We start from the raw sequence: 16,104 nt of genomic DNA, 5'->3' as shown, positions 1-16,104 counted from the left end.
TTTCCCCTCAGGCCCCACCCGCTACAGTGAGGCCGGAGAACAAGGGGGACACCACCGTGGAAATCATCTACTTCACCCTGGTCGCCATCGGGCTGTACGCCTTCACCGCCTGGGTGTTGGACCGGGTCGAGCGTGCCCGCGGGCAGCGCTTCAAGAACCGCAATATCATTTTCTTCGTCATCATCCTCATGCTCGCGCTGCTGAGCTTCGAGCTCATGGGGCGCCTCGGCCCAATGTCGAACTAGCGGCGATTCCAACCCAAGACCGCGAGCGTCGGAGACGCATGCGGCTAGCGGCCGTGCCCGGTCGCCAGCGCCCACTTCGCCGCCGTGCGCACGCTGCTGCGCCTCCGCGCGTCCACCTCCAGACACTTGTCCTGCTCCGCATAACAGCAGACATGCACCTCCGGGTCGCGCGTCTCCGTCACCACGCCGCCGCGCTCCAGGCAGAATGTGCGCGGTGACCAGGTCTCTTCGACGGCTGTACCCTCGACTCCCGTCGCCCACGACGCGGCCGCCAGCAGCATCCCCGCCACGGTTCCCAGCCAGACTGAAGCGTTCATCTTCGCACCTCCTTGGCGCGTCCGGCGACCGTGTCACGGCGACATCCATCCGCCGCGTGCACGGCCGCCGGCACACCCTCACTTGCGCGTGATCACCACCTCCAGATACTCGCCCGGTACCACCAGCGACTGCGGTCCGCCGACGTTCAGGCGCTCGAGCAGCGCGGTAATGTCCGTGGTCAAGACCGCCTGGCGCGCGGGATCGAGCGCGGCGTAGACCTTGTGAGTCGGGCCGTAGAAGTCGCGAAACACCTCGAGCCAGTGCCTGGGTGAGCGGTAGCGGAAGTTGAACACGCGGCGCGCGGTACGGATGTCGGTCGCCCCGGGGCCGAACAGTTCGACGATGTGCGGCTCCGTGCCCCACAGCATGGGCGAGGACACGCCGGGCGGCGGCGGGACATGAACGGCGATGATGCGGAACAGGTCGCCGAGGAAGCCTTCGGGCGTCCAGTTCGCCAGGCCGATGCGCCCGCCGCTGCGGACGACGCGCAGCAGCTCACGCGCGGCTTTGTGGTGCTCGGGCGTGAACATGACGCCGAAGGTGGACAGGGCCACGTCGAACGCGTTGGCGGCGAACGGCAGGGCCTCGGCGTCGGCGACCTCGAAGCGGACGTCGAGGCCTTCGGCCTGTGCTCGGCCGGCGCCTTTTTCCAGCAGGTGCGGGACGTAGTCGGTGGAGGTCACGCGGGCGAAGCGGCGCGCGGCCGCGAGCGTCGCGTTGCCGTTGCCGGCGGCGACGTCGAGGACGCGTTCGCCGGCGCGCACGTCGGCGGCCTCGGCCAGGGACTCACCGACGATCTGCAGGGTGGTACCGATGATGGCGAAGTCGCCACTGGCCCAGGTGGCCTGCTGGCGCTGCTTGAGGGCTACGAAGTCGATGGCCGCCGGAGTCGTCGCTGCCGCCACGGTCCGGATGTCGGCAAAGGGTTCCATGTTCATGGTCGTTCTCCCGAAAGTGGTCGAAGGGGCCGGTGTCAGCCGGTGATTCCATTGTTCTCCGCAGGTGCCATTGACGCTTCACCGGGCGTCGCCCAGACTTGATCGTACGTCCGCATTTGCCGTCGCGGACCCGCCCCGAGCCGATGCATTCCGGGCCGCCGCTCTCCGCCAAGGCCACGCCGATGAGCCGAGACACCCTGTCCGATCTGCTGCGCAGCGTGCGTGTACGCGGCGCGGTGTTCTATTACGTGAGCTGCCGCGACCCGTGGTCGGCGGAAGCACCGCCGGCACGGGAGATCGCCGCGGCGGTCATGCCCGGCTGCGAGCACGTCATGGAGTACCACATGATCGCCAAGGGTAGTGGCTGGGCAGCAGTCGCCGGGCTGGCACCGGTGCGGCTCGCCGCAGGCGACATCGTGATGTTTCCGCAGGGGGACGGGCACGTACTGTCGAGCGCACCGGACGGGGCGGAGCCACTGCGGCGGGTGCCGGAATGGGTCTTCGCGACGCGTGACGTTCCCAAGCCGATGCCCATCGCCTATCACCACGGCGTGGTCGAGGCGGGCACGCCGCTGCCGGTCGAGGCAGCGGACATGGTGGCGGTGTGCGGCTTCCTCGGCTGCGATCTGCGGCCGTTCAATCCGCTGGTCGCGGCGCTGCCGCGAATGCTGCACCTGCCGGCGGCACGCGCCGGCGACTGGGTCGCGCGGGTGATCGATCAGGCAGTGACGGAATCCAGCAGCCGGCGGCCCGGCGGCGACGCGGTGCTGGAGCGGCTGGCGGAGATGATGTTCGTCGATGCGGCGCGCCGCTATCTGGACGGCCTGCCCGAGGACGCGACCGGCTGGCTCGCGGGGCTGCGTGACCGCTTCGTCGGCCGGGCGCTGACGCTCATGCACGAGCGGCCCGATCACGCCTGGAGTGTCGACGCGCTCGCGCACGAGGTCGGGCTGTCGCGCTCGGCGCTGCACGAGCGCTTCGTGGCCTACGTCGGCCACGCGCCGATGCAGTATCTCGCCCACTGGCGCATCCAACTCGGCGCCCGGCTGCTGCGCGAATCCAATCGCACGGTCGCGACCATTGCGCTCGACGTCGGCTACGACTCCGAAGCGGCGTTCGCACGCGCGTTCAAACGGATGGTCGGAATGCCACCGGCCGCATGGCGGCGAACGCAGGCGGGCGGGTAACGGAACGGCCGTTACGCAAGAGAGGATTCAGAGCCGGTGGGTTACTCATGATGGGAACTGAACGAGTTGGTTGGCGCTCATCGCGACGATCACCTTTTATATGGTCGCGTGCGGCCGTCATGGGTGCCGTCATGCTGACTGGCTGCCAGACACTGCCACCCCTCGACACGCGTATGCCGTCCCATGCGCTCGACAGAGGAACGGCACGTCAGACGGCACTCGGCCGCGCCAGTGCGCCCGGGGCAACGGCGCACCCGGGAGAGAGCGGTGTATTCATACTCGCCGATTCGCGCAAGGCCTTCGCCACGCGGGCGTTGCTCGCCGCAGCCGCCGAGCAGACGCTCGATGTGCAGTATTACATCTGGCGTAACGACATCACCGGCACGCTCCTGCTCAAGGCCTTGCTGGAAGCCGCGGAGCGCGGCGTGCGCGTACGTCTGTTGCTCGATGACATGAATACCAGCGACCTCGATCCGCTGCTGGCGGCGCTCGATACCCATGAAAATATCGAGGTACGGCTGTTCAATCCCTTCGCCCATCGCCGTTTACGTTTCATTGATTTCATCACCGCTTTTTCCCGCGCCAACCGGCGCATGCACAACAAATCCTTCACCGCCGACAACAGCGCCACCATCGTCGGCGGGCGCAATGTGGGTGATGAATATTTCGGCGCCAGTGCAACGCTCATGTTTGCCGATGCCGACGTACTCGCGGTGGGGCCGGTGGTGGAGGCGGTATCGCATGACTTCGACCGCTACTGGGCGAGTGCATCAGCGTATCCGGTCGACACGCTGCTGCCGGCGCCTTCACACTCTGCACAGCGCGAGATCCTCGATGCTGCCGCGCGTGTGACACGAAGCGCCGCGGCGAATGATTACCTCGACGTACTGCGCGCGGATGCCTCGATCCGCGCACTGCTGCTGCATGACCTGCCGCTGCTGTGGGCACCGACCCGCATGCTCAGCGATGATCCCGCCAAGGGTGTCGGTCGGGCGCCGCCCGAGGCACTGCTCACGGCGCGCCTGCGCGAGATCATCGGTGGCGCGGTGTCGCGCCTCACACTGGTGTCGGCATATTTCGTACCTACCAAGGCGGGCACCGATGCGCTCGTGGCGCTGGCGCATGCCGGTGTCGATATCACCATACTCACCAACTCACTCGAGGCCACCGACGTCGCCGCGGTGCATGCGGGCTACGCGCGCTACCGCAAACGACTGCTCAAAGCCGGTATCCACCTGTACGAGATGCGCGCCGGCGAACAGAAGACCAATATGAAAGTGTTCGGCAGCTCCGCCGCCAGCCTGCACGCGAAGACCTTCTCCGTCGATGGTGCGCGCATCTTCGTCGGTTCGTTCAATTTCGATCCGCGTTCGGCCAATCTGAATACCGAACTGGGTTTCATCATCGAAAGTGCGGAGCTTGCGAACCGTCTCGACCAGGCCTTCGACGCTGCGCCGACCTATGCGTATCGGGTGATGCTGTCGGACACGGGCGCGCTCTACTGGCTGGAGCAGCGTGACGGTGAAACGGTGCGCCATGATGACGAGCCCTATACCGGCAGATGGAAACGGCTCGGTGTCGATGTGTTGTCGATTTTCCCGATCGAGTGGTTGTTATAACACCTGCATCCCGCGGGGCCGGCATCAAAAAAGCCATCGCGCCATGACGCCAAAGATCAAGGTCGACAGCAGCTATTCGACGGACGCCTTGTCATCGGTCAGCCTCGGTAAGGACGGCGGGTCGGGGTGGGCATGGGTCAACCTGCCTACGCGACCCTCACCGACACCGATCCATTGCACCGTGCGGTGCAGCCGGATAAAGTGAATGACCGGAAGATGAGGGGACCGACGTGGAAATCGTATACTTCACCCTGGCCGCTGTGGCACTGTATTTCTTTTCTGACTGGGCGCTGGATCGGGTCGAGCGTGCCCGCGGCCAGCGCTTCAAATACCGGAACATCATATTCTTTGCCATCATCCTCACGCTCGCGCTGCTGAGCTTCGAACTCGTCGACCGCATCACCCAGACGCCGAAGTAACCCGCCCCACTGTATTCATCACCGGTTCTCACCAGCCGGTACGACATCGTGATTGCCGGCTGAGTCGCTCCTGCCACGGCGGTATCACTTCAGCAGCGGATGGTCCTTCGGCAGCTGTCTGGCATACCACGTGGCCAGCCTGTGACGCAGAGACTGCTGTGAGACCTGTGCCTCCGGCATTGGCTGTATGAGCTTGTCGTGGACCAGCAGCCGATAGATATACAGGATACGCTCGTTGACCGAATCCGTCGGCTCGAAGACGGCGGCGCCCCGCTGCTCGGCATACTGCATCCCGGCGAGCACTGCGCCCTTGACCAGTTCCGCCTCATGCTTGAGCTTTTTCATAGCGACCTCGTCTGAAAGGGGACGGCGGGTAATGGCACTTATTTAAACCCTTCTTGGCCACGGAATCCACGGAACAACACGGAAAAAAGATGCATTGTATAAAGCCCACAACCTAAACGGCGGGATCGATCCCGGGTTTACATGTTGAATTTTTCTGTGTTGTTCCGTGGATTCCGTGGCTATTGTGTCGATCAGGATTCATGCCCTCCGTCCCCATTTCCTTTCCCTCTCGCCAGGTGATAGCCCACTTGTCCGGCCGTTTTGCTGCGGACGAGGTCGAAGCCCGCGGGTAGCAGTGCGGCGAGCCGCTCGGCCGGCAGGGTGCGTTCGGCTTCCAGATAGAGATAGGCGGTGGGTGCGAGCCAGCCGGCAGCGAGGCGCGTAAGCACGGTGGCCAGCAGGTCCTGGCCGAAGGACGGATCAAGCAGGACGATATCGAAAGGTCGTGGGGTCGCGTGGAGGAACTGCAGGGCGTCGGCCTGCGCGATCTGGACCTGTCCGGCCTTCAGCCGTTGGGCATGCTCACGCAACGCCTTGGCAAGCTGCGCCTCGCGCTCGACCAGCACCACCTCGGCGGCACCGCGCGAGGCGGCCTCGAAGCCGAGCGCGCCGCTGCCGGCGAACAGGTCCAGGCAGCGGCTGCCCTCGATCACGGGTGCGAGCCAGTTGAACAGCGTCTCGCGCACCCGATCAGGCGTCGGTCGCAGGCCGGGGACGTCGGGAAACGGCAGCTTGCGACCACGCCACTGGCCGCCGATGATCCGGACCTGATTCGCGCGTCGGGGTGCAGGCATAGCGTTCAAAATCCTGTTCCGCCAAGCATCAACCTGAAAAACTCACATCAGCCACGGAAGCACACGGAAGACACCGAAATGAAACAGCGTCACAAAGCTCCGGCTCGGCACCTGGCGCGTGAGGAGGGCTGTTGTGTGAAGCGTATGATCTTGTCCGTGTTGTTCCGTGTGCTTCCGTGGCAAATGCGATTTTGGGATCATAGGTGGATGACACACAAAGCGCCACCGCACCCGCGCGACGGATGCCGCACGGGCGAGGTGGCAGTGCGTGAGACGCGGACTAGCTGTCCAGACGCGCAGGCCGACGCCTTACACCGCGGGTGGCGAGCATGACCAGACCCGAGCCGAGCAGATAGAGCGCACCGGGCAGCGGCACGCTGCTCACCGGCACGCTGCCCGGCGTCGGTGCAGACAGGAGGGCGAAGTCGGTCAGGTTGTCGCCGGTATCGACCAGCACATTGAGGCGCGCCAGACTGCTGCCGGCCGGCGCATCGGGGGCGGCGTTGCCCTCACCAGCGAAGAACAGGCCGGTGAAATCACCATAACCGAGGGCATCGATGACGCTGGTGCCAAAGAGCAGGCGCACCGAGTCCGGGCCGTTCTGCAGATCGACGGCGGCGACAAGATCGGCGTTGGCAACCTGTGTCATACCACCACTGCCGTCGGCAATGACGAACACGCCGTCGCCGGGGATCACACCACTCAGCGCAACCGTGCGGTAGACATTGCCGTCGCCGCCGTTGACGCCTTCCAGTGACCAGCCGTCGAGGGACGTGCCGGGTGTACCGTAGAGCTCGACGAAGACATTGCCGGCGTCGCCGGACGTGGCGTCGTAGAGGACCTCCGAGATCAACACCGCGCAGGCGGTGGAAGGCAGTGACAGCGGGAGGGTGGACAGACAGAGGGCGCAGAGCACCCCGCGAGAGGCATACCGTTCCATGGCATTTTCTCCGTATTGTTGATGGTTTCAGTGAATCGTCTGCGGCACGCGCCAGTCCCTGACCCGTCGCCGCCGATCAAGCATAGCCGCTCGGCGCGATATTGCAATCCGCGAAATACGGCAACCGTGCACGCCGTGGCAGGGGGACGATCACTCACTGCCGACCTGCACGGTGAGCATGTGCGCCGGCTGCAGGCGGCGCTTGAAGGCATCATTGACCTGTTCCAGCGTGAGCGCCTCGACCTTGGCATTGAAGGTCTCGAGATAATCCAGCGGCAGATCGTAGAAACCGATCACGGCGAGGTACTCGAGGATCTTGCGGTTGCTGTCGATGCGCAGCGCCTGGCCACCGGTGATATTTTTCTTGGCCGCCTCGAGTTCCGCGGCGGTCGGGCCTTCGGCGACATACCGCGTCAGTGTGGCGCGTAATACCTTCAGGGCCTCGGCCGCCTGGTCATTGCGCGTCTGCAACCCCATCTGGAAAGGCCCACGCCTGGCCATGGGCAGGAAATAGCTGTAGACGCTGTAGGACAGGCCGCGCTTCTCGCGCACCTCGGTGCTCAGGCGCGACACCAGCCCGCCACCGCCCAGTACGTAGTTGCCGACGTAGAGCGCGAAATAATCGGGATCGCCACGCCGCATCCCGGGCTGCCCGACGAGGATGTGCGTCTGGGTGGACGGGTGAGGGATATGCCGCTCGGCAGCCGCGGACAGATCGGGCACCGGCGGCAGTTCCAGCGCGCGTTCGCCGGCCGGCAGCCCGCGGGTCAGCTGCGCCGCCAGCGCCTCGGCCTGCGCGCGGTCCAGGGCACCGACGATGGCGATCACGGCATTGCGCGCGACGTAGTACTGCGTGTGGAAAGCGCGCAACGCATCGCGGTCGATGGCCTTCAGACTCTCCGCCGTGCCCTCGGACGGTGTGGCATAGGGGTGATCGCCATAGAGGCCTGCATAGAAGGCCTTCTCGGCGACCTCGCCCGGCCGCTGCTGGGCATACTGCAGCCCGACCAGCAGACGTTCACGTTCGCGCTCGACATCGACGCGGTTGAAATCGGGGTGTGTCAGCACCTGTGTGAACACCGCCAGGGCCGGATCGAGGTATTTGCGATCGACCAGACTGCGCAAGCTCAGCACCGCCATGTCACGCAGCGACTGGCCACTCAGGCGCGCACCCACGCCTTCGAGCCGGGCGGCGATCTCATCGCCGCTCAGTCCGCCGGCGCCCTGGTCGAGCAGGTGATGGGTGAACTGCGCGAGCCCGGCCCGATCGGCGTCGCGTGCGCTGCCGGCGTCGAATACCACCTGCACATCGACCATAGGCAGTTCCGGCGCCGGGACGAAATAGACGCGCGCGCCATTGTCGGTCTGCCAGTGCTCGATGGGTGCCATGGCCGCGACCGGCGTGGCGAAGCAGGTCAGCAGGCAGAGGACGACGTAGGACCAACCGCGTCTGTCAACGGACATGACCACCCCCCAGCGCCGCGGCACCGGCGCGGACCTTGGCATCCATGGGCTGCGGGTCGAGCACCGCGATGGTGAGACGATCCTCGTTGAGATAGCGCTTGGCGACCTCCTGCACCTGCGCGGCGGTGACCGCCTGGATGCGCGGCAGGTATTCCTCCATCCGCTCCCAGCCGAGCCCAAGGGTCTCGAGCTGACCGATCTGCATGGCCTGATAGAACACGGAATCCTCCTGATAGATACGATCGGCGAGGACCTGCGCCTTGACGCGCTCGAGCTCCGGCACCGTGACGGGCGCGTCGCGCAGCTGGGCGACCTGCGCACGCAGTGCCTGCTCCAGGGCGGCGACGTCGTGGTCATTGGCGGGTGCGCCGTCGAGCATCAGCAGGCTCTCCTGCCGGTCGTAGAGACTGTAGCCGGCGCTGGCACTGGCGGCGATCTGGCTGCCGCGCACCAGCTCACGCGCCAGCCGCGCGCTGTCGCCACCGTCGAGGATGCCGGCCAGGACCTCCAGCGCGTAGGGCTCCCAGTCGCGCGCGGCGGTCGCCAGCACCGGCACCTTGTAGCCCATGATCAGATAAGGCACCTCGGCCGGCGCCTTCACCGTGATGCGGCGTACGCCGCGCTGCTCGATCTCGGGGCGTGGCTTGGGGGGCGTGACCGTGTCCGGTTCGAGTGGGCCGAAATACCGCTCGGCCAGTGCACGGACCTCGCCGGGATCGACGTCGCCGGCGACCACCAGGGTGGCGTTGTTCGGCGCATACCATTTGCGGTACCAGGCGTGCAGCTCATCGAGCGTGAGGCCCTGCAGATCCCCCATCCAGCCGATGATGGGGATGCGGTAGGGGCTGCTGAGAAAGGCCACTGCGTTGAACTGTTCGTAGGTGAGTGCCGAAGCATTGTCTTCGGTACGCATCCGCCGCTCCTCCATGACCACCTTCACTTCCTTGGCGAACTCGGCCTGCTGCAGCTGCAGGTTGCGCATGCGATCGGATTCCAGCTCGAAGGCCACCGGCAGACGGCCCTTCTCCAGGCTCTGGAAATAGGCGGTGTAATCGCGTCCGGTGAAGGCATTCTCGCGCCCGCCATTCTCGGCGATGATGCGTGAGAACTCACCCGGACCGTGCTTCTTCGTGCCCTTGAACATCATATGCTCGAGCACGTGCGAGATGCCGGTGATGCCGCCGTGTTCGTAGCTGGAGCCGACCTTGTACCACACCTGTGAAACGACCACGGGCGCACGGTGGTCTTCCTTCACGATGAGCTTCATGCCGTTGTCAAGCATGAACTCGTGGGTACGGGTGGCGGCGGCCGGCTGCTCCGCACTGGGATCGGCCGCGGGGGCGGCGGCAGGCAGCACCATGATCAGAAACAGCAGTATGGACCGTGTGATCCGGTGTGGTGTCGGGTTTTCCATAATCCCTCGTGTTATCTTGGGCGAGGCCGGGTGGTAGGATAAGCCGGCCCCCTGAATTCTCCTAACTGACCGCAAAAATGATATTTGGTTTCGGACGCAAAAAATCCGGCGATGACGGCAGCGACAAGCCCGCCGAACAAGCCGCCCCGCCGCAGGCACCACCAGCCGCGACCGCGCCGCCGGCGCCTGCCGGCGGCGGTCTGTTTGCGCGCCTCAGGGCCGGACTGTCGAAGACCCGCAGCGGACTCACCGAGGGTATCGCGACCCTGGTGCTCGGGCGCAAGCAGATCGACGCGGAACTGCTCGAGGATATCGAGACCCAGCTGCTGATCGCCGATGTCGGCGTGGAGGCGGCGCAGGGCATCGTCGCAGACCTCACCCAACGGGTGGCACGCAAGCAGTTGACCGACACCACAGCGCTGATGGCGGCGCTGCGCGAGGACATGGCGGCGATTCTGCGGCCATGCAGCCAGACGCTCGCGATCGATGCGACGAAGAAACCGTTCGTAATCCTGATGGTCGGCGTCAACGGCGTCGGCAAGACCACCACCATCGGCAAGCTGGCGCGCCGCCTGCAGGATGGCGGCAAGTCGGTGATGCTCGCCGCCGGCGATACCTTCCGTGCCGCCGCGGTCGAGCAGCTGACGGTCTGGGGTGAACGCAACGCCATCCCGGTGATCGCACAACAGCAGGGTGCGGACTCGGCCTCGGTGATCTTCGACGCGCTGCAGTCGGCCCAGGCGCGCGGTGTCGACGTGCTCATCGCCGACACCGCCGGGCGGCTGCACACGCAGTCGAACCTCATGGAGGAATTGAAGAAGATCAAACGTGTGCTCGGCAAGCTCGATGCCACCGCACCGCACGAGGTCATGCTGGTGGTCGACGCGGGCACCGGTCAGAACGCACTGAACCAGGCGTTGCAGTTCAACGCCGCGGTCGGGCTGACGGGCATCACGCTCACCAAGCTCGACGGTACCGCCAAGGGCGGCATCATCTTCGCCATCGCCAAGCGCCTCGGCCTGCCGATCCGCTTCATCGGCGTCGGCGAGGGCATCGAGGACCTGCGCGAATTCGATGCCGACCAGTTCGTCGCGGCGCTGTTTGGGGGTGAGGCGTGAGGTGTAAAAACCTTTTTATGGCCACGGAAACACACGGAAACACACGGAAAGAGGCTATTGCAAAAGCCCAGCAATCAACCCGTGCGGTTGCTGTCAGGGCCTTTATCTTCGCAATTTTCCGTGTTCTTCCGTGTGTTTCCGTGGCCAAAAACGGGTTTGCTTTTCACGCCTCACGCCTCACGCCTCACGCCTCACTCATCCCATGATCCGCTTCGAGAATGTCAGCAAGCGCTATCCCGGCGGCTTCGAGGCCCTGAGCGCGCTGAACTTCCACCTGCCGCGCGGGCAGATGGCGTTTCTCACCGGACATTCGGGTGCGGGCAAGAGTACGTTGCTCAAACTCATCACGCTGATCGAGCGCGCCGACCAGGGACAGATCTTCATCGACGGCCAGAATCTGGCACGGGTGCGGCGTCGCGGCACACCCTTCCTGCGGCGCCGCATCGGCATGATCTTCCAAAACCACCGACTGCTGTTCGACCGTACCGTGTTCGACAACGTCGCGCTGCCACTGGTGATCTCAGGGTACAGTACGGACGAGATCGGCCGACGCGTGCGGGCCGCGCTCGACAAGGTCGGCCTGCTCGGCAAGGAGCGCGTCTATCCGATCACGCTGTCGGGCGGCGAGCAGCAGCGCGTCGGCATCGCCCGGGCGGTGGTGAACAAACCGATGCTGCTGCTTGCCGACGAACCGACCGGCAACCTCGACCCCGACCTGTCGCGCGAAATCATGCGGCTGTTCGCGCAGTTCAATCAGGTCGGTGTGACGGTGCTGATCGCGAGTCACAACCTGGATCTGATCACGCACATGCACTACCCCATCCTGCGGCTGGACCACGGCCGCCTGACCGAGACCGGCGGGATCCCTTCGGCGTGAGACGCAACCGCAGACAGCGCGCGCCGGCCCCCGCGCCAGTCGGTCCCGGTGCCACCCGGCGCACCCGCCCGGGTGCCAGGCAGTGGCTGCGCACCCAGGCGCGGCTGCACGCGCAGGTGCTGCTCGCCAGTCTCGGCCGTCTGTATCGCACACCGTTCTCCAGTCTGATGACCGTCGCGGTGATCGCCATCGCACTCGCCCTGCCGAGCGGTCTGCTGGTGCTGTTGGACAATCTGCAGCGCCTCAATGCCGGCTGGGAGGGCACCACCAGTATTTCACTGTTTCTGCAGCAGTCGGTCAGCGATGCCCGCGCCGACCGCCTCGCCGATGAACTGCGTGACTGGCCGCGCATCGACACGGTCCGCGTCCTGCACCGCGACCAGGCACTGGCGGAGTTCCGCGAACTGTCGGGCTTCGGTGAGGCACTGGATGCACTGAACGAGAATCCGTTACCGAGCGTGCTGATCGTGCAGCCGGCCGCCGCGCCCACGCAGCCCGACCAACCCATTGCAGCGCTGGTGGACGAACTGGGCCGCCTGCCCGACGTGGAGCTGGCGCAGCTCGACCTGCAATGGCTGCAACGCTTCTCCGCCATGATGGATATCGGCCGGCGCGGCGTGCTGGTGGTCGGTGCGCTGCTGGGCCTGGCGGTGCTGCTGATCGTCGGCAACACCATCCGTCTGGACATCCACAACCGGCGCGAGGAGATCGAGGTGTGCAAGCTCATCGGCGGCACCGATGCCTTCATCCGTCGGCCGTTTCTGTACGGTGGCCTCTGGTACGGCCTGCTGGGCGCGCTGCTCGCCTGGCTGCTGGTGGCTGTCGGCCTGTGGCTGCTGGACGCACCGGTGCGCCGCCTCGCGGGACTCTACGACAGCAGTTTCCTGCTCAGTGGCCCGGCCCTGGGTGGGGTCGGGCTGCTGCTGGCGGCGGGTGTGATTCTGGGCCTGACCGGATCCTGGTTGGCCGTTGGCCGCCACCTGCGCGCCATCGAACCCACGTAACGATGGCCACCGCCTAAGGCTAACTGCGGTCGCGCCGATAGCAGATGGCAGTCCGGGCAGGACGCCTGGGCACCAACCGGCCCTTTCCGACATGAATCAACGTCTGACCCGCATCCTCGTGGTGGATGGTTCGGAACTCGCCCGAACCATCGTCACCCGTGTGGTCGAGGAGGAAATGCCCACTGTGCGCATCACCCATTGCGGCACCGGGCAGGAAGCGATTACACACATGCAGGAGGGTCGCTTCGATCTGATCACCACCTCTTTGATGCTGCCGGACATGGACGGCCTGGACCTGAGCCGCCGGGCGCGCGCGGACCACACCCATCAGTACACCCCGGTGGTGGTCGTCTCCGGCGATGCCGACCAGCGGCTGCTGCGCGAGGGCTTTGCCGCAGGGGTCACGGATTATTTCGACAAGTCATTAGGTTATCGTGCGTTTGCCGAGTTCATCAAGGACGTCTCGCGGCGCAACTGCGGGCTGGTGGGCCGTATCCTCTATGTCGAGGACAGCCCGACCGCGGCCGCCCATACCCTGCGCATGATGGAGCACCACGGCCTGCGGGTCACGCACACCCTCATGGCCGAAGAGGCGCTGGAGCTGCTGCAGCAGGCGGGCCACGATGGCTGCGGCTGCAACTTCGACATCGTGATCACCGATTTCTACCTGAAGGGCCGCATGACCGGCGGCGATCTGCTGCACGCGGTCCGCGCCAAGCTGCGCATGTCGCAGCAGGAGATGCCCGTCCTGGTCATCACCTCGGTGGACGACGGCGAGAATCGCCAGGTCGAGGTCTTCCACGCCGGCGGCAACGACTTCGTCAGCAAGCCCATCGTGCCGGAGATCCTGCTGGCCCGCATCCGCTCGCTGCTGCTCATCAAGCAGCAATTCGCCGCCCTGAAGAGTCAGACCGAGGAGATGCACCGACTGTCTATCACCGACAGCCTGACGGGCGTCCGGAACAAGCGTTATCTGCTCGACCACGGTGAGCAGTTTCTGGCCGACCGGCGCAATCAGCCGATCACGGCAATGCTCCTCGATATCGATCATTTCAAGAAGTTAAACGATAATTACGGCCATATCACCGGCGATCGGGTCCTCGAGGCCTTGGGCAAGCTGCTCTCCGAGAAGCTGCGCGAGGATACCGTCACGGTGCGCTTCGGCGGCGAGGAGTTCGCGGTGCTGCTGCCACGCTGCGGCCTGCGGGAGGCCCAGGGCCGGGCCGAGTCGCTACGCCGACAGATCGAGGCCCTGCGTCCCGCCGGCCATCCCATCACCGTCAGTATCGGCCTGGCCTCCACCGCCGACGACACCGAGGTCGATCTCACGGAACTGCTCACCCTGGCCGACCGCGCCCTGTACGCCGCCAAGGCCCATGGCCGCAACCAAGTTTGTGGTTGACACCAAAATAAGTGGTCAGTCTGGGGGGATAGTGAGGCGTGAGGCGTGAGGCGTAAAAAATCTTAGCCACGGAAGCACACGGAAAAACACGGAAAGAATACCTCGTTAAAACCCCACGAGATTACATGACGGGGTACGGCAAGCGTGGCCCTGCGGACCGCGCCACGGTACGTCGATGGCGCCGACGCACCCTTCATCTGATGAGACTGTAAGGGGTTTCCAGGCTGGGGTTGTACTTTACGGAGACGGTAAATTCTTTTGTGGTAACAGGTAGTTATGGTGACACACGGTTACCGGATAGACGGTGTTCACAATGCCCTTTTCCGTGTTTTTCCGTGTGCTTCCGTGGCCAAAAACGGGTTTGCTTTTTCGCCTTTCGCCTTTCGCCTTTCGCCTCACGCCTCACGCCTCACCCCAACCCGCACGGAACCAACCGGTGATTTGGCACTCTAAGGTTACGACTGCTAAACTCTTACGCAGTGTCAGATCCTGCCACGTCGAGCGGGAAAATCAGGAGGACAGACCACAATGAGCCAAGTACTGGCCCGTCTCAATCAGGATATTACGCTGCCGATGCCGGGGGGCGACCTGTCCGGCTACATCCAGGCGGTGAACCGCGTCTCCATGCTGAGCCCGGAGGAGGAGCACGACCTGGCGGTGCGCCTGCGGGAGAGCAATGACCTGAAGGCGGCGCGACGGCTGATCGTCTCGCACCTGCGCTTCGTCGTGCACGTCGCCCGCGGCTACGGTGGCTATGGTCTGCCCCTGGGCGATCTGATCCAGGAAGGCAATATCGGCCTGATGAAGGCCGTGAAGCGCTTCGACCCCAGCGTCGGCGTGCGCCTGGTATCGTTCGCGGTGCACTGGATCCGGGCCGAGATCCATGAATTCATCCTGCGTAACTGGCGCATCGTGAAGGTCGCCACCACCAAGGCCCAGCGCAAACTGTTCTTCAACCTGCGCAGCGCCAAGAAGCGCCTGGGCTGGCTGAGCGGCGCAGAGGTCGAGGCGGTCGCCCAGGATCTGGGCGTCAAACCGGAGGTCGTGCTGGAGATGGAGGCACGCCTGAGCGGTCAGGACATCGCCTTCGAGAGTCCGGTTGGCGATGACGACGACGACCGGCAGTTCGCACCGTCCGGGTATCTGCGCGACGCCCGCATGGACCCGGCGGCCCAGGTCGAGGCCCAGGACTGGGAGAACCACGAGATGCAGGCCCTGCATTCGGCCCTGGACCGGCTCGACGAACGTAGCCGCGACATCGTTCAGGCGCGCTGGCTCGATGACAGCAAGACCACACTGCGGGAACTGGCGGACCGCCACCAGGTGTCGGCCGAGCGCATCCGGCAGATCGAGAACAACGCCATGAAGAAACTGCGCTCCAGCCTCGAGGCCTGAGGCGAGCGCTACACCAGGCCTGATGCCGGGTGAAGAACCAGAAACGGCCTCCCTCCCGGGAGGCCGTTTTCATTCCGGGGGTGCGTGCGTGCCGGACTCAACCGAAGAAGATGACGGAGAAGAAACTCAGCCAGGCCAACACCACCAGACCCACGATAATGACCATCGGAAAGTTTTCGAAACTGAACATGGTTTATCCGTCCTGAAAATACTCGTTTCGGCCACGGAAGGCACTGAAACGGAACAACGTCGTGAAACCCCGGTTCAGCATCTGGCGGGTGAGGCGTATACCCTCGTCCGTGTTTTCCGGGTGCTTCCGTGGTGATTGCAGCTGTTGGCTTTACCCCGTCTGGTGGTTCGCTTGCACCAGGAATATTAGGGGAATCTTATACTACGCGTGGTCGTCCTTCAACCGCTCCGGCTCATCAGACTCTGGGTCCCGAACGGCATCCTCTGCGATGCCACCATGCCCCGGGATGCGCGGATCGTCGTCATCCATGAGGATGCGGTGGGCCGGCCCCTCCAGGTCCTCGTACTGGCCGCTCTTGACCGCCCACATGAAGGCGGCAACGGCGATCACCATGAGCACCACGCCCAGCGGAATCAACAGATACAGGATATCCAT

The 16,104-nt window shown here is 64.8% G+C and carries 17 protein-coding genes; 9 read left to right on the top strand and 8 right to left on the bottom strand.

Going from position 1 to position 16,104, the window contains the following annotated elements:
- Positions 1–245 (top strand): hypothetical protein (locus tag K8I04_07690; protein ID MBZ0071592.1); only part of this gene is annotated, 245 nt, incomplete at its 5' end.
- A gap of 44 nt (positions 246–289) precedes the next feature.
- Here the strand turns inward: K8I04_07690 and K8I04_07685 are convergent.
- On the bottom strand, positions 290–562 hold the full coding sequence (locus K8I04_07685; GenBank protein MBZ0071591.1) for a hypothetical protein: 273 nt from the start codon (positions 560–562) through the stop codon (positions 290–292).
- 78 nt (positions 563–640) lie between these two features.
- Positions 641–1,495: a class I SAM-dependent methyltransferase gene (locus tag K8I04_07680; protein MBZ0071590.1), complete on the bottom strand. Its 855-nt coding sequence runs from the start codon at positions 1,493–1,495 to the stop codon at positions 641–643.
- A gap of 188 nt (positions 1,496–1,683) precedes the next feature.
- Here K8I04_07680 and K8I04_07675 point away from each other — a divergent pair, with 188 nt between their 5' ends.
- The 3 genes from K8I04_07675 to K8I04_07665 all read left to right on the top strand — a co-directional run bounded on the left by K8I04_07675 (position 1,684) and on the right by K8I04_07665 (position 4,726).
- Positions 1,684–2,688, top strand: a complete 1,005-nt coding sequence (locus K8I04_07675; protein ID MBZ0071589.1) for an AraC family transcriptional regulator — start codon at positions 1,684–1,686, stop codon at positions 2,686–2,688.
- A gap of 173 nt (positions 2,689–2,861) precedes the next feature.
- A complete protein-coding gene (locus K8I04_07670; GenBank protein ID MBZ0071588.1) occupies positions 2,862–4,307 on the top strand; it encodes a phospholipase D family protein in 1,446 nt (481 codons plus the stop codon).
- 230 nt (positions 4,308–4,537) lie between these two features.
- Entirely contained in the window at positions 4,538–4,726 is a 189-nt protein-coding gene (locus K8I04_07665; protein ID MBZ0071587.1) for a hypothetical protein, read from the top strand.
- Between the two features lie 84 nt (positions 4,727–4,810).
- Here K8I04_07665 and K8I04_07660 read toward each other — a convergent pair whose 3' ends face one another.
- From K8I04_07660 to K8I04_07640, 5 genes are all read right to left on the bottom strand, one after another.
- Positions 4,811–5,071 carry a DUF5062 family protein gene (locus tag K8I04_07660; protein ID MBZ0071586.1) on the bottom strand — a complete coding sequence of 87 codons (261 nt, stop codon included), beginning with the start codon at positions 5,069–5,071 and terminating at the stop codon, positions 4,811–4,813.
- A 191-nt stretch (positions 5,072–5,262) separates the two neighbouring features.
- The gene (gene rsmD / locus K8I04_07655) at positions 5,263–5,865 is read right to left on the bottom strand and encodes a 16S rRNA (guanine(966)-N(2))-methyltransferase RsmD (GenBank protein MBZ0071585.1); all 603 of its coding nucleotides are present in this window, start codon (positions 5,863–5,865) and stop codon (positions 5,263–5,265) included.
- Between the two features lie 280 nt (positions 5,866–6,145).
- The gene (locus tag K8I04_07650) at positions 6,146–6,805 is read right to left on the bottom strand and encodes a hypothetical protein (GenBank protein ID MBZ0071584.1); all 660 of its coding nucleotides are present in this window, start codon (positions 6,803–6,805) and stop codon (positions 6,146–6,148) included.
- 150 nt (positions 6,806–6,955) lie between these two features.
- Positions 6,956–8,269 (bottom strand): insulinase family protein, encoded by a 1,314-nt coding sequence (locus K8I04_07645; GenBank protein ID MBZ0071583.1) that lies wholly within the window; start codon positions 8,267–8,269, stop codon positions 6,956–6,958.
- On the bottom strand, positions 8,259–9,629 hold the full coding sequence (locus K8I04_07640) for an insulinase family protein (GenBank protein MBZ0071582.1): 1,371 nt from the start codon (positions 9,627–9,629) through the stop codon (positions 8,259–8,261). The genes K8I04_07645 and K8I04_07640 overlap by 11 nt, the downstream gene beginning before the upstream one ends.
- A gap of 131 nt (positions 9,630–9,760) precedes the next feature.
- On the opposite strand from K8I04_07640, the gene ftsY reads away from it, so the two are divergent.
- The 5 genes from ftsY (at position 9,761) to rpoH (ending at position 15,479) form a co-directional block, all read left to right on the top strand.
- Complete coding sequence (gene ftsY / locus K8I04_07635) at positions 9,761–10,801, top strand: signal recognition particle-docking protein FtsY (GenBank protein MBZ0071581.1); 1,041 nt, start codon at positions 9,761–9,763, stop codon at positions 10,799–10,801.
- A gap of 202 nt (positions 10,802–11,003) precedes the next feature.
- A complete protein-coding gene (gene ftsE / locus K8I04_07630) occupies positions 11,004–11,678 on the top strand; it encodes a cell division ATP-binding protein FtsE (protein ID MBZ0071580.1) in 675 nt (224 codons plus the stop codon).
- Between the two features lie 86 nt (positions 11,679–11,764).
- Complete coding sequence (gene ftsX, locus K8I04_07625; GenBank protein ID MBZ0071579.1) at positions 11,765–12,682, top strand: permease-like cell division protein FtsX; 918 nt, start codon at positions 11,765–11,767, stop codon at positions 12,680–12,682.
- A 91-nt stretch (positions 12,683–12,773) separates the two neighbouring features.
- Entirely contained in the window at positions 12,774–14,084 is a 1,311-nt protein-coding gene (locus tag K8I04_07620) for a diguanylate cyclase (protein MBZ0071578.1), read from the top strand.
- A gap of 528 nt (positions 14,085–14,612) precedes the next feature.
- Entirely contained in the window at positions 14,613–15,479 is an 867-nt protein-coding gene (rpoH, locus tag K8I04_07615; protein ID MBZ0071577.1) for an RNA polymerase sigma factor RpoH, read from the top strand.
- A gap of 391 nt (positions 15,480–15,870) precedes the next feature.
- Here rpoH and ccoS read toward each other — a convergent pair whose 3' ends face one another.
- The gene (gene ccoS, locus K8I04_07610; GenBank protein ID MBZ0071576.1) at positions 15,871–16,104 is read right to left on the bottom strand and encodes a cbb3-type cytochrome oxidase assembly protein CcoS; all 234 of its coding nucleotides are present in this window, start codon (positions 16,102–16,104) and stop codon (positions 15,871–15,873) included.

It is taken from the genome of Gammaproteobacteria bacterium (assembly GCA_019911805.1).
Lineage (GTDB): Bacteria > Pseudomonadota > Gammaproteobacteria > Thiohalobacterales > Thiohalobacteraceae > JAHJQQ01.
This window is presented reverse-complemented; position numbering and strand designations above follow the sequence as displayed.